Genomic DNA, 20,428 nt, shown 5'->3' with positions numbered 1-20,428 from the left:
TAGACGTCGTGGTACTAATTCAATAATAAGTTTCATAAGATTACAAATTATTTGAAGTTGTGTGATCCAGATCTACATAATAGATCTCATGGTATTAATTTTAGATGGGTATATCCTGAGATAATATATTTTCAAAAGGAATTGTTTTGCGGGTGATGGTTTTATTGTCTCTAGTCACGCTTGCTGACTATATACGAAAATACAGTTACAAATGAACATAAAATGCTTTATTGCATCAATTAAATATCATAATTTTAACAAATGAAAAACAATTGATGAACTATTATACACTCCGCTCGCCATTCATCAGCAACAACAAATTTTCATTTAAATAACTATATGGCAAGAAGCCAGAAAAAAAGCAAATAAGAATTTTCGAAGAAATAACGCCGATCGCAATATTCATTTAACCGAAATTAATACAGCAGGAAGAGAGTCGGGGCAGCCACAGAACTCGAAAGATAATCCGCCCCAACCACTGACTTCAGGCGCGACGCGTCGCTAACCAACAAAGCAGGGAACCCACACACACCATAACCGCACCTTGCCAGAATGAAAATGACAGCGGCGCGCTTAACAGGACAGCGGCCAGCGCAGATGACAGCACCGGGGTAAAATAGGACCCCACAGCCATAATCGTGACGTTGCCATGCAAAATACCCACGTTCCATGCTGCATAAGCAAATCCTAACGTCAGGGCAGCAGAAAACAGTTTGATAACGACAGGCGTGCTAAAAATCATCTCCGGCTGCGGCGTCAGAAAATAATGTACCCATAAACTTGCAGCAGTGAGGAGGACAAATATCGTAATGCCATTAAACCCTCTGGCATATTTGTTAGTGACGGTACAGTAGGTTGCCCAGATAAATGCGCCGAGAAAAGCGAGAAAATAGCTTAATGGGCTGGTTGCAATATTGCTGATAATTTCATCAGCATGGAGTCCATGTTCACCGCCTAAAACCCAACAGACGCCGGTTAACGCGACAATTAATCCTGGAACAACCAGCCAGGTTGTTTTTTGTCCATTGAACAAAATAGCAAAAAGAATCGTCAGGCTGGGCCATAAATAGTTGACCATGCCGACTTCAATTGCCTGGTGACGCGTTGCTGCATATCCCAGCGAGAGCGCCAGACATATTTCATAACTGACAAACAGTACGCTGCCAGCGATTAAATAACGAACAGGAAAACGACGAATATTGGGGAACCCAACGGTAAAGATGAGCAATAATCCGCTTAGCGAATAAATAGCGGCGGCGCCGCCAACAGGCCCAAGTCCTTCACTTACCCCACGAATAAGCCCGACCATCGTGCTCCAGAGTACGATGGCAATAAGTCCAATTAACGTTGCTTTTTGTGTCGTCATTCTCTCCGTTTATCCCCATTCCTGGTCAAAAAAATATCGCTGAAATTTATAGCACTTTTACACCTTCCCGCGCTAATTCATTGTCTTTCTGATACTCCTTTGGTGGTATATAAACTCGACAAAAAGAACTATTTAGTAGCGGAACCGATTCGTTATTGATTTGACGCAAAAAAGTTATGGATATTGCTGTTAGTTTCCTCGCGAAGTTACATCCCTGGAAAAAAGAGGAAAGCAATGGACGTCAGCCGCAGACAATTTTTTAAAATCTGCGCGGGCGGTATGGCGGGAACAACAGTCGCTGCTCTGGGTTTTGCACCCAAAATGGCACTGGCTCAAGCGCGAAATTATAAGCTGTTACGCGCTAAAGAGATCCGAAACACCTGCACATACTGTTCCGTAGGTTGCGGGCTATTAATGTATAGCCTGGGCGATGGAGCAAAAAACGCAAAAGAAGCAATTTATCACATCGAAGGGGACCCGGATCATCCGGTCAGCCGTGGCGCATTGTGTCCGAAGGGCGCAGGTTTGCTGGACTATGTACACAGTGAAAACCGCTTGCGTTACCCGGAGTATCGCGCGCCCGGTTCAGATAAATGGCAACGCATTAGCTGGGATGACGCGTTCACCCGCATCGCAAAGCTGATGAAAGCCGACCGTGACGCCAACTTTATTGAAAAGAACGAACAGGGCGTAACGGTAAACCGCTGGCTTTCCACGGGGATGCTTTGCGCCTCCGCCGCCAGTAACGAAACAGGCATGTTGACGCAGAAGTTCGCGCGTTCCCTCGGCATGCTGGCAGTAGACAACCAGGCACGCGTCTGACACGGACCAACGGTAGCAAGTCTTGCTCCAACATTTGGTCGCGGTGCGATGACCAACCACTGGGTTGATATCAAAAACGCCAACGTCGTTATGGTGATGGGCGGTAACGCCGCTGAAGCACATCCGGTGGGATTCCGCTGGGCGATAGAAGCGAAAAACAACAACGACGCCACGCTGATTGTCGTCGATCCACGTTTTACACGTACAGCCTCGGTCGCGGATATTTACGCGCCTATTCGTTCCGGTACAGACATTACCTTCCTGTCCGGCGTACTGCTGTATCTGATTGAAAACAATAAAATCAATGCCGAATACGTTAAGCATTACACCAACGCCAGCCTGCTGGTGCGGGACGATTTTGCTTTCGATGATGGTCTGTTTAGCGGCTACGACGCCAAAAAACGCCAGTATGACAAGTCATCCTGGAACTATCAGTTCGACGAAAACGGCTATGCAAAACGTGATGAGACGCTGAGCCATCCGCGCTGCGTATGGAATTTGCTGAAACAACACGTTTCCCGCTATACGCCAGATGTTGTCGAAAACATCTGCGGTACGCCAAAGGCCGATTTCCTGAAAGTGTGTGAAGTGCTGGCCTCCACCAGTGCCGCCGATCGTACCACTACCTTCCTGTACGCGCTGGGCTGGACGCAACATACCGTTGGTGCGCAGAACATCCGTACGATGGCGATGATCCAGTTGCTGCTCGGCAACATGGGGATGGCAGGCGGCGGCGTCAACGCCTTACGCGGCCACTCTAACATCCAGGGGTTAACGGATTTAGGTCTGCTTTCCACCAGCCTGAGCGGTTATCTGACTCTGCCGTCCGAGAAGCAGGCGGATCTGCAAACCTATCTGAGCGCAAACACGCCGAAAGCCACGCTGGCTGACCAGGTGAACTACTGGGGCAACTATCCGAAGTTCTTCGTCAGTCTGATGAAATCATTCTACGGCGATGCGGCGCAGAAAGAGAATGACTGGGGCTTTGAATGGCTGCCGAAGTGGGATCAGGCCTACGACGTCATTAAATACTTCAACATGATGGATAGCGGTAAAGTGACCGGCTACATCTGTCAGGGCTTTAACCCGGTTGCGTCCTTCCCGGACAAAAACAAAGTGGTGCAGTCGCTGAGCAAGCTGAAGTACATGGTGGTCATTGACCCGCTGGTGACGGAAACCTCCACGTTCTGGCAGAACCACGGCGAGTCTAACGACGTCGATCCGGCGTCGATCCAGACTGAAGTCTTCCGCCTGCCGTCAACCTGTTTTGCCGAAGAAGATGGCTCTATCGCCAACTCTGGCCGCTGGTTGCAGTGGCACTGGAAAGGTCAGGATGCACCGGGCGAAGCCCGCAACGACGGCCAAATTCTGGCCGGTATTTACCACCGTCTGCGTGAGATGTATCGCAGCGAAGGGGGTAAAGGCGTTGAACCGCTGCTGAAGATGAGCTGGGAATACAAACAGCCGGATCATCCTGAGTCTGAAGAGATTGCGAAAGAGAACAACGGCTACGCGCTGGAAGATCTCTATGACGCCAACGGCGTCCTGCTGGCGAAAAAAGGCCAGTTGCTGAGCAGTTTTGCCCAGTTACGCGATGACGGAACGACGTCGTCCTCCTGCTGGATTTATACCGGCAGCTGGACCGAGCAGGGCAACCAGATGGCTAACCGTGACAACGCCGACCCGTCAGGTCTCGGCAATACGTTGGGTTGGGCATGGGCATGGCCGCTGAATCGCCGCGTACTGTATAACCGCGCCTCGGCAGATCCACAGGGTAAACCGTGGGACCCGAAACGGATGCTGATTCAGTGGAACGGGTCGAAGTGGACGGGGAACGATATCCCGGACTTCAACACCGCCGCACCGGGTAGCGCAACCGGGCCGTTTATCATGCAGCCGGAAGGGCTGGGACGTCTGTTCGCCATCGATAAGCTGGCGGAAGGGCCGTTCCCGGAACACTACGAGCCGATGGAAACGCCGCTGGGCACCAACCCGCTGCACCCGAACGTGATCTCCAGCCCGGTCGTTCGTCTGTACGAAGAAGATGCGCGGCGTATGGGCAAGAAAGATCAGTTCCCGTATGTCGGTACAACCTATCGTCTGACCGAACATTTCCACACCTGGACCAAGCACGCACTGCTGAACGCGATTGCTCAGCCAGAGCAGTTTGTGGAAATCAGCGAAAACCTGGCGGCCTCGAAAGGGATTGCCAACGGCGACGCAGTGAAAGTCAGCAGCAAACGTGGATTTATCCGGGCGGTTGCCGTGGTGACCCGACGTCTGCAAACGCTGAACGTCAATGGTCAGCAGGTTGAAACCGTGGGTATTCCGCTGCACTGGGGCTTTGAAGGGGTTGCGCGGAAAGGCTATATCGCGAACACCCTGACGCCAAATGTCGGTGATTCCAACTCGCAAACGCCGGAATATAAAGCGTTTTTAGTTAACATCGAGAAGGCGTAAGGGAGGCGAACATATGTCTTTGGAAACGCAGGACATCATCAAACGGTCTGCAACAAACCCGATCACGCCGCCTCCCCAGGCGCGTGATTATAAAGCGGAAGTCGCAAAACTGATCGACGTCTCCTCCTGCGTAGGCTGTAAAGCCTGCCAGGTGGCTTGTTCCGAGTGGAATGACATTCGTGACGAGGTAGGTCATTGCGTCGGGGTGTATGACAACCCGGCCGATCTTAGCGCGAAATCCTGGACGGTGATGCGTTTTAGCGAAACCGAACAGAACGGCAAGCTGGAATGGCTGATTCGTAAAGACGGCTGTATGCACTGTGAAGATCCGGGCTGCCTGAAAGCATGCCCGTCTGCCGGCGCGATCATCCAGTACGCTAACGGGATTGTTGATTTCCAGTCCGAACATTGTATTGGCTGCGGCTACTGCATCGCCGGGTGTCCATTTAATGTTCCGCGCCTCAATAAAGAGGACAACCGCGTCTATAAATGTACGCTGTGTGTGGATCGCGTCAGTATCGGTCAGGAACCGGCTTGCGTGAAAACTTGCCCGACCGGGGCAATCCATTTCGGCACCAAGAAAGAGATGCTGGAGATGGGGGAGCAGCGCGTGGAGAAACTCAAAGCGCGCGGTTTCGAACATGCCGGTGTTTACAACCCACAAGGTGTGGGCGGTACGCACGTCATGTACGTTCTGCATCACGCGAACCAGCCGGAGCTGTATCACGGCTTACCGAAAGATCCACAGATCGATACCTCTATCAACTTGTGGAAAGGGGCGCTGAAACCTCTGGCTGCCGCCGGGTTTATCGCCACCTTCGCCGGGCTTATCTATCACTACATTGGTATTGGCCCGAACAAGGAAGTGGACGATGAAGAGGAGGACCATCATGAGTAAGTCGAAAATGATTGTGCGCACGAAATTTATCGATCGCGCCTGTCACTGGACGGTGGTGATTTGCTTCTTCCTGGTGTCGCTGTCGGGAATTGCGTTTTTCTTCCCGACGCTGCAATGGCTGACGCAAACCTTCGGGACGCCGCAGATGGGGCGTATTTTGCACCCGTTCTTCGGCGTAGCGATTTTTGTCGCACTGATGTTCATGTTTGTGCGCTTTGTACACCACAACATCCCGGACAAGAAAGATCTTCCGTGGCTGAAAAATATTGTGGAGGTTCTGAAGGGCAATGAACACAAAGTCGCCGATGTCGGTAAGTACAATGCCGGGCAGAAAATGATGTTCTGGTCGATCATGAGCATGATTTTCGTGCTGCTGGTGACGGGCGTGATTATCTGGCGTCCGTACTTCGCGCAGTTCTTCCCGATGCAGGTCGTGCGTTACAGCCTGCTGATCCATGCGGCGGCAGGCATCATCCTGATGCACGCCATCCTCATCCATATGTATATGGCATTCTGGGTGAAAGGATCGATTAAAGGGATGATCGAAGGTAAGGTGAGTCGTCGCTGGGCGAAGAAACACCACCCGCGCTGGTATCGCGACGTCGAGAAGGTCGAAGCGAAAAAGGAAAGCAAAGAGGGATTACAATAACCCGCTTTCAAAAGACAAAAGCGCTACGTCTGTAGCGCTTTTTTTTGCCAACAGAATGCCGGATGGCGCTGGCCGACAACCGTATAAAACGCAGGCCCGGTAAGCGTAGCGCCACCTGGCAAACACTCAGATAGAGGTACGGCGGTAATCGCGGTATTCCGCTTGCCAGAAATTCTCGTCGATGGCTTGCTGTAGCGCTTCTGCGGACGTTTTTACCGCCACGCCCTGTTGCTGCGCCATTTTACCCACGGCAAAGGCAATCGCTCGCGACACGGTCTGAATATCTTTCAGCTCCGGCAATACCAGACCTTCGCCGTTGAGCACCAGCGGAGAGTATTTCGCCAGCGTTTCGCTTGCCGACATCAGCATTTCGTCAGTAATACGCGACGCGCCGGACGCAATCACGCCCAGGCCGATCCCCGGGAAGATGTAGGCGTTATTACATTGCGCAATAGGGTAAATTTTATCTTTCCAGGCCACCGGCGCGAAAGGACTGCCGGTCGCGACCAGCGCATTGCCTTCGGTCCAGGCGATGATGTCCTGAGGCGTGGCTTCAACGCGGGACGTCGGGTTAGACAGCGGCATCACGATCGGACGTGGGCAGTGCTTGTGCATCTCGCGAATGATCTCTTCAGTAAAGAGTCCGGTTTGCCCCGACACGCCGATCAGAATGTCCGGCTTCACGTTGCGCACGACATCAAGCAGGGAGAGCACTTCGCTTTCGCTGTCCCAGTGTTGCAGGTTCTCGCGTTTTTGCACCAGCTTCGTCTGGAATGAGAGCAGGTTAGGCATCTGGTCCGTCAACAGACCAAAGCGATCCACCATAAACACTTTCTGGCGAGCGGCTTCTTCGCTGAGCCCTTCGCGTTGGGTCTGCGCGATGATCTGTTCAGCGATCCCGCAACCGGCAGAACCTGCGCCAAGGAAGACGATTTTCTGCTCGCTCAACTGGCTGCCCGCCGCACGGCTGGCGGCAATCAGAGTACCGACGGTCACGGCCGCCGTTCCCTGAATATCATCGTTGAAAGAGCAGATTTCATCGCGATAGCGATTAAGCAGCGGCATCGCGTTTTTCTGCGCGAAATCTTCGAATTGCAGCAAGACGTCCGGCCAGCGCTGTTTCACCGCCTGAATAAACTCATCGACGAATTCATAGTATTCGTCATCGGTGATGCGCGGGTTACGCCAGCCCATATAGAGCGGATCGTTCAGCAACTGCTGATTGTTGGTGCCGACGTCCAGCACCACCGGTAGGGTATAGGCCGGGCTGATGCCGCCACAGGCGGTGTACAGCGACAGTTTACCGATTGGAATCCCCATTCCGCCAATGCCCTGGTCGCCAAGACCGAGGATGCGTTCCCCGTCCGTCACCACAATCACTTTGATATTGTGGTTAGGCACGTTTTGCAGGATATCGTCCATGTTGTGGCGGTTCTGATAAGAGATGAACACGCCGCGCGCGCGACGGTAGATCTCAGAGAAGCGCTCACAGGCGGCGCCCACCGTTGGGGTATAGATAACCGGCATCATCTCATCGAGATGGTTTTGCACCAGTCGGTAGAACAGGGTTTCGTTGGTATCCTGAATGTTGCGCAGATAGATATGTTTATCGATTTCCGTTTTGAATCCCTGATACTGGATCCAGGCGCGCTCCGCCTGTTCTTCAATCGATTCGACCACTTCCGGCAGTAACCCCAGCAGGTTGAAGTTACGGCGTTCTTCTATACTGAAAGCGCTTCCTTTATTCAGGAGAGGAAATTCCAGCAGCACAGGGCCAGCGTAAGGAATATAAAGGGAACGCTGTTTCTTGATTTTGGTTTCCATGTCACTCACTCTTTTTCGAATATCCGTTCCTGGTGCTGTTTTATGGGCGTACTTAGGTTTTCACCAGGGCGTCGGGCAAAGAGTATAAAGCATTGTGAATGAATCCAGGCTTTTGTAAGCAAAAACACCATTGCGGTTGCAATGGTGTTTATCGTCATATCAGAACGGGGCGCTTACTTTTGGCTGTCAGCGTGACGTTTTCTGCCAGTAGGGTTGTTGACCACGCTGACTTTGTCGCCTTCGGTCACGAGCTTGCGTTGGTTGGAAATTTTATGGTCCAGTCCAAGAATATGACGGGCCTGACGGTTCGATTTCATTTTAACTCCTCAATCCTGTTGCTAGTTTTAAGGACAAATTCGCAATTGCGAAAGAAACGTAACCCCTTAGGTTGCTGGTACAGCATAGCAGGTTTTCCCCGGAAGGCGACCGAACGCGTGTAACAGAGTTGGTCTATACTTTCTGTTTTGAGCCAACAGGAGAGCAAGAATGACAATCCATAAGAAAGGTCAGGCACACTGGGAAGGCGATATTAAAGGTGGAAAAGGTACGGTATCGACCGAAAGCGGCGTGTTGAATCAACAACCCTATGGCTTTAATACACGCTTTGAAGGCGTAAAAGGGACCAACCCGGAAGAGTTAATCGGCGCAGCCCACGCGGCCTGTTTCTCGATGGCGCTTTCGCTGATGCTGGGCGAGGCGGGTTTTACCCCATCGTCAATCGACACGACAGCCGATGTCTCGCTGGATAAAGTCGCCGCGGGTTTTGCGATCACGAAAATTGCGTTGCACAGTAAAGTTGCCGTACCTGGCATTGATGCGTCCACCTTTGACGGCATTATTCAGAAAGCGAAAGCCGGATGCCCGGTTTCGCAGGTGCTGAAAGCGGAAATCACGCTGGATTATCAGTTGACGTCATAACGGCATCAATCTCGACGGCCCGGTGATTGAGCGTCGGGTCGGCCCCACAACACCCTGTAGGCCCGGTAAGCGACAGCGCCACCGGGCGATTGCCTAGCTCTTACTCCACCGCTCGCCAGCAGCGAACGTCGCTCTCCGATCCCCGCGTCAATAATGCCTGCGGTTTTTCACAGCCACGGGTTGCCAGCGGACAGCGATCGCGAAAATAACACCCTTGCGGCAGGTGGCGGTTCCCCGGTAATTCCGTTTTGCGCAGCACCAGGTCTTCGGCCAGCGGCGCCCCCGTTTTCGGCACGGAATCCAGCAACAGCCGGGTATAGGGATGCGCAGGCGTAGTTAACACCTGTTGCGCGTCGCCCAGTTCAACAATTTGCCCGAGATACATCACCGCCACCCGATCGCTCATGTATCGCACAACCGACACGTTGTGTGAAATCAGCACATACGTCAGTTTACGGCGCGTCTGTAGCGCAACCAGCAGATTCAGGATCTGCGCCTGCACGGAGATATCCAGCGCGGAAGTCGGTTCATCAAGCACGATAACGTCCGGCTCTGACGATAAGGCGCGGGCAATGGCGATGCGCTGGCGTTGTCCGCCGGAAAACGCATGGGGAAGCCTGTCGAGGTACTCAGGCCGGATGCCAACCTGTAAGGCCAGTTCTTCCGCCAGCGTCCGCCGTTCACGTTCGCTGTTATGCTTCTGGAGCCAGACGGGCTCGGTGATAATCCGCCAGACGGGTAATCGGGGGTCCAGCGAAGAGAGCGGGTCCTGAAAGACCATCTGCATCCCGCTGTTGGCGCCGGTGCGAGCAACGCCAGGCCGCGAGCACTCGCCGTGGCTGGGTTTTAACATTCCCATCAGCAGTTGCGCCAGCGTACTTTTCCCGCAGCCGGATTCCCCCACGATGCCAAGCGTTTCTCCCTGGCGAATCTGCAAATCCATACCGTTCAGGGCATGTACGCGCTCCGTCACCCGCCCCAACCAGTTTTTACGGGCGGGGAAGGTGATATGGACATCCCGTAACGAGAGCAATATGTCAGACATGCGTCATCTCCTGTTGTGGATACCAGCAGGCGGATTGTTGTTCAGGTTCGCCATGATTCTCCAGCGCCGGGACAGCCTCGCACAGCGTCCCGGCGGCAAAACAGCGTTCGCGGAAGGCGCATCCGGTTGGCAGACAGGTCAGGTTAGGCACTGTCCCTGGAATCGCGGGCAGCGGCGCGCGAGGTTCGCCGTGTTCCGGCGCGCATTTCAACAAACCAATGGAATAGGGATGCGTGGGGCGGTGAATAACCGTCTGCGTGGGGCCGCTCTCAATCACGCTTCCGGCGTACATGACATACAGCCGATCGCACAACTGCGATACCACCGCCATATCATGACTGATAAACAGCACCGCAGTACCGCTGGCTCGCGCTTTTAGTTTCAGCAAACGCAGAACCTGTAGCTGCACCGTGACGTCCAGAGCGGTAGTGGGTTCGTCGGCAATAATCAGCTCCGGTTCGCAGGAGAATGCCAGCGCGATCATCACCCGCTGGCGCATCCCGCCGGAAAGCTCAAACGGAAATCGCGCCATAACCTGCGCCGCATCGGGAATTTGCATCTCTTCCAGCAGGGCGATGGCTTTCTCCCGCGCCGCCTGGCGGCTCACCGCCTGATGATGGCGAATGACTTCCACCATTTGTTGCCCAATGCGCCGGGTGGGATTCAGCGCCGTCATTGGCTCCTGGAAGATCATCGACACGCGCGCGCCGCGCCATTTACGCATCTGCTTTTCGCTGGCATTCAGCACGTCCTCGCCCAGCAGCGATACGCGGCCCTGATGAATGTGATAGCTGCCTTCCGGCAGCAGCCGCATTGCCAGCATGGCGGTGACGGATTTACCTGACCCGGACTCACCGACCACGCCGACGATTTCGCCCCGGTCGATACGCAACGATACGTGGTTAAGGGCGTGAACATCGGCTTTGTAACCCGGAAAGCTCAGGTGTAAATCCTCAATTTCCAGCACGGGTTGGGTCATGACTGTTTTCCTCCGGCTTTAGGGTCAAGCAGATCGCGAATACCATCGCCAAACAGGTTAAACCCGACAGCGGTAATCAGGATCGCCGCCCCAGGAAAGGCGCAATACCACCACTGGTCGAGGACATAGTTACGACCAATAGCCACCATTGCGCCCCATTCAGCGGAGGGCTGTTGTGCGCCAAGGCCAATAAAGCCCAGCGTGGCGGCCATCAGGATCGCGCTGCCAATATCCAACGACGCCTGCACGATAAGCGGCGGCAGCGAATTACGTAAGATATGCCAGCTGATAAGGTGCCAGCGGGAAGCGCCATACGTTCGGGCAGCCTGTACATAGGTAAACTGGCGCACGACCAGCGTTTGCCCCCGCGCCAGGCGCACATAAAAAGGAATACGGACAATGGCGATCGCCATCATGGCGTTAAACAGGCTTGGCCCCAGCGCGGCGGCCAGCGCCATCGTCAGCACCAGCGAAGGAATCGACAGCATAATATCCATCAGACGCATAATAATAGCGTCGGCGCGCCCGCCCATGACGCCGGACAGACAGCCAAGCAAGGAGCCGATTCCACCGGCAATCCCCACGACGACCAGCCCGGCGACAATGGATTGCTGGCTGCCGACCAGTACGCGGCTGAACAGATCGCGTCCCACTTCGTCAGTGCCGAACCAGTGCGTCGCAGAGGGCGCAAGCAGGCGCGCGGTCAAATCAATGGCATTGGGATCGTAAGGCGTTATCCAGGGCGACAGCACCATCAGTAGCAACATCAGGATGATAATCACGCCGCCAGTCAGCGTCAGCGGGCTGCTTTTCATCAGCCAGAAGAGTTTTGCCCAGTCGATCCGGCGGCGGGCGGTCTGCGACGGGGCGGGCGTCTCTTGCGTTAACATCATTCAGCACCTCCGCGACCGATTCGGGGATCGATCCACAAATAGAGTAAATCGACGACCAGGTTTACCAGCACATAAGCCAAAGAGACCACTACGGCGAATCCCATCACCGCCGGAAAATCCAGCGCCTGAATAGAGGTGACCACCCACGCCCCCATTCCCGGCCAGGCAAAGACCGTCTCGGTAAGCACGGCGCCATACAGCAAATCGCCCAGCGCCAGCCCCAGAACGGTAATCGACGGAATCAGGGCGTTAGGTAAGGCATAGCAGAGCACGATGTACCAGCCAGGCAGACCGCTGGCACGCGCGGTGCGAATGTAGTCCTCGCTGAGTTGCTCCAGCATGGCGGAACGAATCTGACGGGCGACAATTCCCAGGTGGACAAACGCCAGAGTCAGCGCCGGTAAAATAAGGTGTTGTAACGCGTTGAAAAAGACCTCGCCATTCCCCTCCAGCAGCGCGTCAATCAGGTAGAACCCGGTGACGTGGGCGGGCGGGTCCAGCCAGTCATCAAGCCTTCCGCCGCCGGGCAGAATTTGCAGATGCCCGTAAAACAGAACAATAACGCCCAGCCCCAGCCAGAACGCCGGGGTGGAAATGCCGGTTATCGCCATCAGCCGCACCAGATGGTCCAGCCAGCGGTTTCGCCATACGGCGGATAAAATCCCCAGAGGGATCCCGATCACCAACGCCAGCAGCAGGGAACAGAAGGCCAGTTCAAGCGTGGCGGGGAAAAACACGCGCAACTCTTCCATTACCGGGCGGCCAGTGCGTATAGACGTGCCCAGATCACCGTGAAAAACGTCGCTGACATAGCGAAAAAATTGCACATACAGCGGCTGATCCAGCCCCAGCTGCTGGCGAATGTTTTCGACAATCTCATCGCTGGCGCGATCGCCGGCCAGCAGTCGCGCAGGGTCGCCAGGAATCAGGTGAGAAATAATAAACGTAATTACGCAAACACCGGCGACCACCAGAATTAGTCCCCAGCATCGCTGGCGTAAAATGCTCCAGAACGTCATAGGCTTCCCCTTGCGGAGCCATAACGGCCCCGCATCAACGTGGCTTATTTACTCATGGCGCCAATGTTAAAGACCTGTTCCAGCATGGGGTTGAAGACAAAGCCTTTGACCTCTTTGTTCATCGCCAGCTGGTAGTTTTTCTGGAAGAGATAGACGTAGGCGGCCTCATCAATCACGATGGTTTGCGCCTGCTGGTAATCCTTCGTTCTGGCCGCCTGATCGGTGGTGGTCAGCGCGCTGCGCAGAAGTTTATCGACCCCGGCGTTTTCATAAAACGAACGGTTACCCGGCAGACCTTTCTTATCAGACTCAAACCAGTAGTTCATGAACATGTACGGATCGGCGAAGTCCGGGCTCCAGTTGCCGATGGCAATGTCGTAATCACCTTTGCCGATCCGGTCGCGCATGGTGGCATTCGCCAGTTTTTCCAGCTTCACCTTAATACCCAGCTTGCTGAGACTGGCCTGCGTGGAAAGCGCAATCGGCTCCCAGTTTGGATCGTTATCAGAGTAGAGGAAGCTCAGGCCATCGGGCTTGGTCGCGACTTGCTCCCAGGCGGCTTTAGCTTTCGCTTCATCAAAACTGTACTGCATTGCCTTCGCGTCATAGCCCCACATACCTTCAGGAATCGGGCCGCGCATCTGCTTGCCGTTACCGCTGAGGATACCCGCCACCATGCCCTGATAGTCCGTTGACCATGAGATGGCCCGGCGCAAATCCACCTGATTCAGCGGCGCTTTACTGTTGTTCAGATAGAGATAAGTCACGCGCAGCGAAGGATAATCCGCTACGTTGACTTTCCCTTCCTGTTTTAACGCGTTGAGCTGGTCTACCGGGAGAGCATCGGCAATGTCGATGTCTCCCCGCGACAATTGCAGGCGGCGGGAAGCGCTCTCACCAATGATTTTTACCGACACGCGCTTAAAGGCAGGTTTGGCTCCCGCATAATGCGGATTCGGCACCAGAATCAGCTGCTGTCCTTTCTGCCAGCTTTTCAGCATAAACGGGCCGGAACCTGCGGTGTTCTGCGCCAGAAAACCGCGCGCATCATCTGCGGCATGTTCTTTCAGAACCGCCGGGTTAATAATGGAGGCGCCGTCATTCGCCAGCGTGTACAGGAAGGGCGCAAACGGCTGGCTCAGCGTAAATTTCACCGTATAGTCATCGACGGCTTCGACTTTCAAATCTTTTGGAAAGGCTTCTGCCGGGCCTTGTCCAATTTTCAGCAGACGCGCAAAAGATTGTTGCACCGCATCTGCCGTAACGGGCGAGCCATCAGCGAATCGGGCATCTTTATTAAGGGTAAACGTCCACTCTTTCTGATCGTCAGAGGCCTTCCAGTCGCTCGCCAGATCGCCTTCAACCTCCGTGGAACCTTTACCTCCCTCGGTTTTGTACTGCACAAGGCGTTGATAGGACGGGTAGGTCACCGTCCAGTCGTTGTTATCAATAGTGACGGCAGGATCAAGCGTTTGCGGATCGGCCGCTTTACCAATCACCAGCATATCTTTGGGTACAGCCGCCTGAGCGGCGGGCAGGGCAACAGCCAGTGCCACGGCAATCAGGGCGGGACGAAACAGCGAAGTTAAAGCGTGTGTTGTCTTCATGACCGTGCTCCATCATTTACAGGGAGGGTTGTGTTGTTGTGCGTGATGCCGGGAAACAGGCAATGCAGTCGTCGAGCAAGGGGTAGCTGGCCGCGTCCGGCAATTCGAAATGCCACCATTCACTGGTGATGCCAACAAAACCACCGCCAAGCATAATAGCGTTCAATAACAATCGATTACGTTGCGCTGCGGGTGGAACAGAAGGGTGATACGAGTGCGAGCGATCGTGCATTTCATCAAAACCGGCCCCCATATCAAGCACGTTGCCATGCTCATCCATCAGAGTGACGTCAATTGCCGTACCACGGCTATGGTTTGAACCGATGGCTACATCCACCACGTATTGCGGATCGGGACAGACATGCCACAGAACCGACTGCGCCTGCTGCGGACGATAGGCGTCGTATACCACCAGAGACAGCCCTGCCAGCTGCGCGATGCTGATACTTTTCGCCAGCGCGGTGACGGCATCCGTATGCAGCAGGCAACGGGCCTCCCGGTAAATGGGCGCGCCGGTGAGGTTATCGGCGGTGGCGTATTTGAGATCGATATGCAGTGAGGGGAAAATCACTGACAGATCGACCAGTTCAGGGGTTTCTGACATAGCACGTTTCCTGTTTATTGTTCGAATTGACCAAACTCTTGTTGCAGCTGGCGATTGGTTCGCAGCCGTTCAGCAAGCGTATCGCCCAGTTGATCCACCACGCCTGACAGCAATAAGTTGAACAGGCAGCTCACGGGGGCGAGTGAATCCCAGAAGTGCCCGGTGTCGGTTTTTACCTGCAATAAGTCGATGGCGTAGTCTCTGGCCCACGGACACCAGACATCAGTGATTAACGCCAGCGGAATGCGCCGCTCGCTGGCAACGCGACAATACTGACGGGCAGCGGCGGAATAGGCGCGGGTATCCGTGATCACCACATATGGCCGTGCGAACCCGGAATTCAGCGACTCGACCCAGCTCCCGGATAGCCCTTCGGAATAACTGACTTTGGGCCGCAGGTATTCCAGATGGCTGAAAAAGGCGTTAGCAATGCCGCGCGTGGACTGAATCCCCAGAACATACACGGCCTCCGCATGCGCCAGTTGCTGAGCGATGCGCAAGAACGTTTCACTTTGCGCCAGCTGATAGACGTGGGTGATGGCATCAATTTCCAGCGACAGCGACTGACGCGCTCTGTCGGGCAGTCGCTGCTGCTGTTGCCAGGAGTCAAGGCGTTCATTCATCCCCCAGGGCTGATAGGGCACGGATGGCAGTTCCCGCAGGCTGGCTTTGGCATCCTCAAGATTACGAAAACCAAGCTTCCGTAAATAACGTCCCACCGTGATGCCGCTGGTGCCTGTCGCTCTGGCGATACCGTCTGCCGTTTCAAACGGTATCTGCGCCGCGTGCGCTAACAGCCAGCCTGCAACGCGCTTTTCGCTGGGCGTATGCTGGCTAAAACTCTTCTCAATTCGGGCAAATAACTCAGGTTTTGATGTCATTACCGTCTCGCTGTTAGTGAGCTGTCAGAGAGCGTTCCGCTGTTACTGAATTAACAATGCAGGACGCATGCCAACCTGGAAACCACGGCATCGCCGTCTTTTTTGTTAAATTAAAGTGATATTTAATTAACGAATGATCAACATTTGTGCAGATTAGTTCACTTTTGGTGCAGCGATCGTCAGAGAGGGCATGAATGTGTCGAATCCGTCGCAGGGATCACATTGTGATGCCAGAAATTGCAGGGTCAAAAATGGCAAACGCCAACGTGGATAGCAGAGAAATATAAAAGCGCGAGACACATTATTTATCAGCGGAAAGAACAGTGTATTATTTTTGTAGATTTAATAAATATTCATCAGGCAAGTAATCTGTTCATTTTACGCATTAAAATACAACGCGATATTAATTATTCTTTTATAACAGACAGGTTTGTAGCAACGTATGAAGGCGGTTAAGCGTAAAATCCCCTGACTTATGAAGTGCGGCACAACCAGGAGAACACAAGGCCTGGCGCGTAAGTGATTAAAACAACGCATTAAAAATAATATTCAAAATAAGCTTATCACGCTATTTAAATCAGGTGAAAGTGCAGGATTTTGTTATTAGTGACAACGTCACATTTAAGAGCGTGTTAATATTTCTTAACGAACCATAAAACCGCATAAAGATATAAATTTGTGTGCCGATACTGAATAAAAGAGAGTCGTTTACATAAGGGGTTTGTATGGTCTGGTATCCATCACGCATTTCCACCCGTCTGACGATTGGGGGGATTGCGCTGCTTGCAGTGACCACGCTGGTTATTGTTGCCATTATGCTCTGGCGCGGTCAGCCGCGCGTTGTTGAGATCAACTCCGCCCTGATAGAGGAGACAGGGCAAGGACTGACTCGCCAGTTAGGTACTGTTTTATCGCGTATTGAAGGTGAAACGGTAAGCCTGTCGCGCCTTGCCGAAGTGCTGCCAAACGACGAATCGCTATACCAGCATGTCGTTCCGCATCTTATTGGCGAACAGAATGATTCCATCATTACCGGCGGCGGCATCTGGCCGGAGCCGGATGCCTTTACGCCCGGCATTGAACGACGCAGTTTCTTCTGGGCGCGTGATGCAGAAGGGAAATTGATCTTTTCCGACGACTACAACGTTGCCGGTGGAAGCGGTTATCATAACGAAAGCTGGTACCTCCAGGCGAAAGGGCACTCACAGAACAGCTGCGTCTGGTCTGATGTTTACCAGGATACGATTTCCGGGGTTAACATGGTGACCTGTAGCATTCCTTATCAACTGGCAGGGAAATTTGCCGGCGTCGCCACAACCGATATCCGGCTGGATAACGTCGCCACCTTTATGCAACAGCAGGGGAACAGCACAGGCGGTTATGCCTTTGTGGTGGATAAACAGGGGCAAATCCTCTATTTCCCGCAGGCCGATCACGCGCAGTTTAAAACGTTTACTGACCTGGTCAAAGCCTCTGACTGGCTCGCCCCGGTAGCCGGGTCGCTGAAAACGCTGAATGCCTCGGCCGATGTCACCACCATTCCCCTTGCACACGACGGCATACTGGACGGGCCTTCCCGGGTGATGCTTTTCCCGATGGCGGATACCGGGTGGATCGTTGGGCTGGTGACGCCTGAAGAACGCGTTGTCGGACTGGCAAAAGTGATGATGAAGGATGTACTGGAAGTGCTGATTCCGATCATGGCCATTCTGCTGGTGGGTTCCTGGCTGGTGGTGCGCCGTCTTATCTCTCGTCTGGACGATACGCGTCGCGCGCTGGATGATATCGCCCAGGGCGAAGGCGATCTGACTCGCCGCCTGGACGTCCGGGGTAAAGATGAGATTTCCGATATTGCTCAGGCCTTTAACCTCTTTGTGGACAAAATATCCGCGATCCTGATTACCGTTCGCAGCAGTAGCGTGGTGGTTGCGAATAACGCCGTCAGTCTGGCTGACAGTAATATGGAGTTATCCTCCCGCGTAACGCAGCAGGCTGCCGCGCTGGAGGAAAGCGCGTCGGCGATGGAGCAATTAAATGCGACCGTTCATCAAAATACCGGGAATACACAGTTAGCCGATGAGCTTTCCGAAAACACGGCGCAAACGGCTAACCGCTGTGGCGATGTCATGCAGGGCGTGATTTCCACGATGGATAACGTCAGCGCGTCGTCCGGCAGGATGGTGGAAATTGTCGCCGTTATCGACAGCATCGCGTTTCAGACCAACATTCTCGCGCTGAATGCGGCGGTGGAAGCCGCACGAGCGGGTGATGCCGGTCGCGGATTTGCCGTCGTCGCCTCTGAAGTGCGCACGCTGGCACAGCGCAGCGCCACCGCCGCACAGGAGATCAAAGCGTTAATCGATGAGTCGGTCTCACACGTAGACAGCAGCAGTCAGCAGATCCATAACGCCGGGGATCGTCTTGGCGAGTTGGTCGGCAACGTGCGTCAGGTCAGACAACTGATGGGTGAAATTCGCGTGGCGGGTGAAGAACAGCGTAAAGGTGTCTCTGAGGTCACGCTGGCAGTAACCGAAATGGACAGTACGGTTCAGCAGAACGCGTCGCTGATTGATGATGCCGCTGCGCGAACCCAGGTCCTGAAAGAAGAGGCTGAACAACTGGCGCTGCTGGTCTCTTCATTCAGATTGCCTGAACCCACTGCGGCATAATTTTCTCTCTCCCTCACAGAACGTCTGCAAATTGCAGACGTTCTGCTTGTGTCAGTCAGATAACTAAATCCATTATTTAGTGTTTTATCTCCATAAATAGCTAATAACTCCATTATATAATGATTTATGCTTTTTGCCTTCGTTGCACATTAACTCTATAATATGGTGTATTACGTCAGAAATATTGCGATAAGGGACACTATGATGGATTTAACCCTTAGTTCTCCAGCCGAGATTGTTACGCTGCTGTGCGACCGGTTACGCAAAGAACGCCTGGCAAAACAGATGACTCAGGCTGACGTGGCCGCCCGGGCGGGAGTTGGCGTCAATACGGTTTCAAACCTTGAAGCAGGCAAAAATGTGGGCTTCGAGAATCTGGTCAGAGTGGCGGTGGTATTAGGTTATGGCGACGCGTTGAAAGCGCTGTTCAAGCCCAAAATTGATAGCCTGGATGATATCTTACGTTATGAGAAGAGCGCGACGCGTCAGCGGGTGAAGAGGAAAAATAGCGATGCCTGAGCAGATAGACGTCTTCTATGAAGGATGGGGGGAACGATGGCTCTGGGGCAAGCTGGTCTCCTCAACGGCATTGACCGGTCGGCCAGTCATCGCCTTTGAATACAGTGACGAGGCCGTTCGCAAAGGTTTTGAGCTGTCCCGCTTAACATTACCGCTTGAGGGGCCGCGATTACGCAGGGACTTTCCGGCTCATCAATTACATCTTCCGGGGCCGGTTTACGACGCTCTGCCTGATGGCTGGGGAATGCTGCTGATGGATCGCTTATTCAAACGCAGGGGACTCAATGCCGCCCGAATTGGCCCCCTGGAGCGGCTCACCTGGGTGGGCGGCAACGCAATGGGGGCAATGACATTCCAGCCGGTACAGGCTGAGGCCGAACTTACCTCGCAAGAAGAGATCCCGCTGGTGCAGCTGGCCGCAGAGGTGCAGGAGGTTCTGAGCGGAGAAGGCGGGGAGTTCCTGCAAAAATTATTGCAAATGGGCGGTTCACCACAGGGGGCACGGCCAAAAGCATTACTCTACCGTGACACTGTCACGTCAAAATTCACCACCTCGCCGTTAGCAGGCGCGGAAAGCTGGCTGGTCAAATTCCCGGCCAGACAGGAACATGCCGAGGTCTGCGCCATTGAAGCCGTCTATTCAGCGTGTCTGCGCAAATGCGGCATCCAGACGCCTGACGTTACGTATTTCGCCTTGCCGGAAGGGCAAGCGGCATTCGCCACCCGCCGTTTTGATCGTGAACAAGGGATGCGCGTGCCCATGCAAAGTCTGGCCGCCTTCACTGGCGCGAATTACCAGACGCCGGGTTCGCTCGACTACCGAAGTTTTTTACGTGCGACGCAAATATGCACCAACGATATTCGGGAAAAAGCGCTTGCCTTCGAACGAGTGGTCTTTAATGTCGTGTTCAACAACCGGGACGATCATCCTAAGAACTTCGCTTATCTGATGTCCGCAGATGGACAATGGACCCTGGCGCCCGCCTATGATGTGACCTATTGCGATGGGCCTGGCGGCTATCATCAGATGGATGTGATGGGTGAAGCACTGGATATTGAAAGAAAGCATCTTCAGGCGCTGGGTGAACAGGAAGCCGAATTGCCAGCCCCCAGAGTCGCGGAGATCATCGCGACTATTTGCGACGTTGCGGCGACGTTCAGCGCAATTGCTACCGACCTCTACCCGGGGCAAATCACGGGCGACACGCTGAACTATATCCAAAAGCAAATTGATGGGAATATCAGCCGCCTGAAGGGATGACGGCTGAGTCAGTC

General features: G+C 53.8%; 17 protein-coding genes. 7 read left to right on the top strand and 10 right to left on the bottom strand.

The genetic code is table 11. From position 1 onward, the window contains the following. Positions 1-484: 484 nt before the first annotated feature. On the bottom strand, positions 485-1,366 hold the full coding sequence (gene yddG, locus OGV79_RS15135) for an aromatic amino acid efflux DMT transporter YddG (RefSeq protein WP_115614789.1): 882 nt from the start codon (positions 1,364-1,366) through the stop codon (positions 485-487). A gap of 234 nt (positions 1,367-1,600) precedes the next feature. On the opposite strand from yddG, the gene fdnG reads away from it, so the two are divergent. Genes fdnG through fdnI form a run of 3 tightly spaced genes read left to right on the top strand, consistent with a single transcriptional unit; the run spans position 1,601 to position 6,195 of the window. Then, entirely contained in the window at positions 1,601-4,648 is a 3,048-nt protein-coding gene (gene fdnG, locus OGV79_RS15130) for a formate dehydrogenase-N subunit alpha (protein ID WP_200075815.1), read from the top strand. Positions 4,649-4,661: 13 nt separating this feature from the next. Beyond that, positions 4,662-5,546, top strand: a complete 885-nt coding sequence (fdxH, locus tag OGV79_RS15125) for a formate dehydrogenase subunit beta (protein ID WP_012132387.1) — start codon at positions 4,662-4,664, stop codon at positions 5,544-5,546. Next, positions 5,539-6,195, top strand: coding sequence for a formate dehydrogenase-N subunit gamma (fdnI, locus tag OGV79_RS15120; protein ID WP_012132388.1), 657 nt, complete (start codon positions 5,539-5,541; stop codon positions 6,193-6,195). Before fdxH ends, fdnI begins: the two co-directional genes overlap by 8 nt. A 126-nt stretch (positions 6,196-6,321) precedes the next feature. On the opposite strand, the gene maeA is transcribed toward fdnI, so the two are convergent. After that, positions 6,322-8,019 (bottom strand): malate dehydrogenase, encoded by a 1,698-nt coding sequence (maeA, locus tag OGV79_RS15115; RefSeq protein WP_012132390.1) that lies wholly within the window; start codon positions 8,017-8,019, stop codon positions 6,322-6,324. Positions 8,020-8,192: 173 nt separating this feature from the next. Beyond that, positions 8,193-8,336 carry a stationary-phase-induced ribosome-associated protein gene (gene sra, locus OGV79_RS15110; RefSeq protein WP_024130331.1) on the bottom strand — a complete coding sequence of 48 codons (144 nt, stop codon included), beginning with the start codon at positions 8,334-8,336 and terminating at the stop codon, positions 8,193-8,195. 169 nt (positions 8,337-8,505) lie between these two features. On the opposite strand from sra, the gene osmC reads away from it, so the two are divergent. Further along, positions 8,506-8,937: a peroxiredoxin OsmC gene (gene osmC / locus OGV79_RS15105; protein ID WP_200030259.1), complete on the top strand. Its 432-nt coding sequence runs from the start codon at positions 8,506-8,508 to the stop codon at positions 8,935-8,937. A 100-nt stretch (positions 8,938-9,037) separates the two neighbouring features. Here the strand turns inward: osmC and OGV79_RS15100 are convergent, their stop codons facing one another. From OGV79_RS15100 to OGV79_RS15070, 7 genes are read right to left on the bottom strand one after another with little or no spacing between them, the layout of a single operon-like run. Continuing rightward, positions 9,038-9,982 (bottom strand): oligopeptide/dipeptide ABC transporter ATP-binding protein, encoded by a 945-nt coding sequence (locus OGV79_RS15100; RefSeq protein WP_047463662.1) that lies wholly within the window; start codon positions 9,980-9,982, stop codon positions 9,038-9,040. Further along, the gene (locus OGV79_RS15095) at positions 9,975-10,961 is read right to left on the bottom strand and encodes an ABC transporter ATP-binding protein (RefSeq protein WP_153257611.1); all 987 of its coding nucleotides are present in this window, start codon (positions 10,959-10,961) and stop codon (positions 9,975-9,977) included. Before OGV79_RS15095 ends, OGV79_RS15100 begins: the two co-directional genes overlap by 8 nt. Continuing rightward, complete coding sequence (gene ddpC, locus OGV79_RS15090) at positions 10,958-11,854, bottom strand: D,D-dipeptide ABC transporter permease (RefSeq protein ID WP_012132395.1); 897 nt, start codon at positions 11,852-11,854, stop codon at positions 10,958-10,960. The genes OGV79_RS15095 and ddpC overlap by 4 nt, the downstream gene beginning before the upstream one ends. Next, the gene (locus OGV79_RS15085) at positions 11,851-12,873 is read right to left on the bottom strand and encodes an ABC transporter permease (protein ID WP_012132396.1); all 1,023 of its coding nucleotides are present in this window, start codon (positions 12,871-12,873) and stop codon (positions 11,851-11,853) included. Before OGV79_RS15085 ends, ddpC begins: the two co-directional genes overlap by 4 nt. Positions 12,874-12,917: 44 nt before the next feature. Then, on the bottom strand, positions 12,918-14,480 hold the full coding sequence (locus OGV79_RS15080; protein ID WP_286468662.1) for an ABC transporter substrate-binding protein: 1,563 nt from the start codon (positions 14,478-14,480) through the stop codon (positions 12,918-12,920). 16 nt (positions 14,481-14,496) lie between these two features. After that, the gene (gene ddpX, locus OGV79_RS15075) at positions 14,497-15,084 is read right to left on the bottom strand and encodes a D-alanyl-D-alanine dipeptidase (RefSeq protein WP_286468661.1); all 588 of its coding nucleotides are present in this window, start codon (positions 15,082-15,084) and stop codon (positions 14,497-14,499) included. Between the two features lie 14 nt (positions 15,085-15,098). Continuing rightward, on the bottom strand, positions 15,099-15,965 hold the full coding sequence (locus OGV79_RS15070; protein ID WP_012132399.1) for a MurR/RpiR family transcriptional regulator: 867 nt from the start codon (positions 15,963-15,965) through the stop codon (positions 15,099-15,101). 725 nt (positions 15,966-16,690) lie between these two features. On the opposite strand from OGV79_RS15070, the gene OGV79_RS15065 reads away from it, so the two are divergent. The 3 genes from OGV79_RS15065 (at position 16,691) to OGV79_RS15055 (ending at position 20,414) form a co-directional block, all read left to right on the top strand. Then, positions 16,691-18,634, top strand: a complete 1,944-nt coding sequence (locus tag OGV79_RS15065; protein WP_286468660.1) for a methyl-accepting chemotaxis protein — start codon at positions 16,691-16,693, stop codon at positions 18,632-18,634. A 204-nt stretch (positions 18,635-18,838) separates the two neighbouring features. Beyond that, positions 18,839-19,153, top strand: coding sequence for a helix-turn-helix domain-containing protein (locus tag OGV79_RS15060; RefSeq protein WP_047463672.1), 315 nt, complete (start codon positions 18,839-18,841; stop codon positions 19,151-19,153). Further along, positions 19,146-20,414: a type II toxin-antitoxin system HipA family toxin gene (locus OGV79_RS15055; protein WP_248622952.1), complete on the top strand. Its 1,269-nt coding sequence runs from the start codon at positions 19,146-19,148 to the stop codon at positions 20,412-20,414. The genes OGV79_RS15060 and OGV79_RS15055 overlap by 8 nt, the downstream gene beginning before the upstream one ends. Positions 20,415-20,428 lie beyond the last annotated feature (14 nt).

It is taken from the genome of Citrobacter sp. CK185 (genome assembly GCF_030333565.1).
GTDB lineage: Bacteria > Pseudomonadota > Gammaproteobacteria > Enterobacterales > Enterobacteriaceae > Citrobacter_B > Citrobacter_B koseri.
Note: the sequence above shows the minus strand (reverse complement) of the source record. Positions and strands in the feature narration are given on the sequence as shown.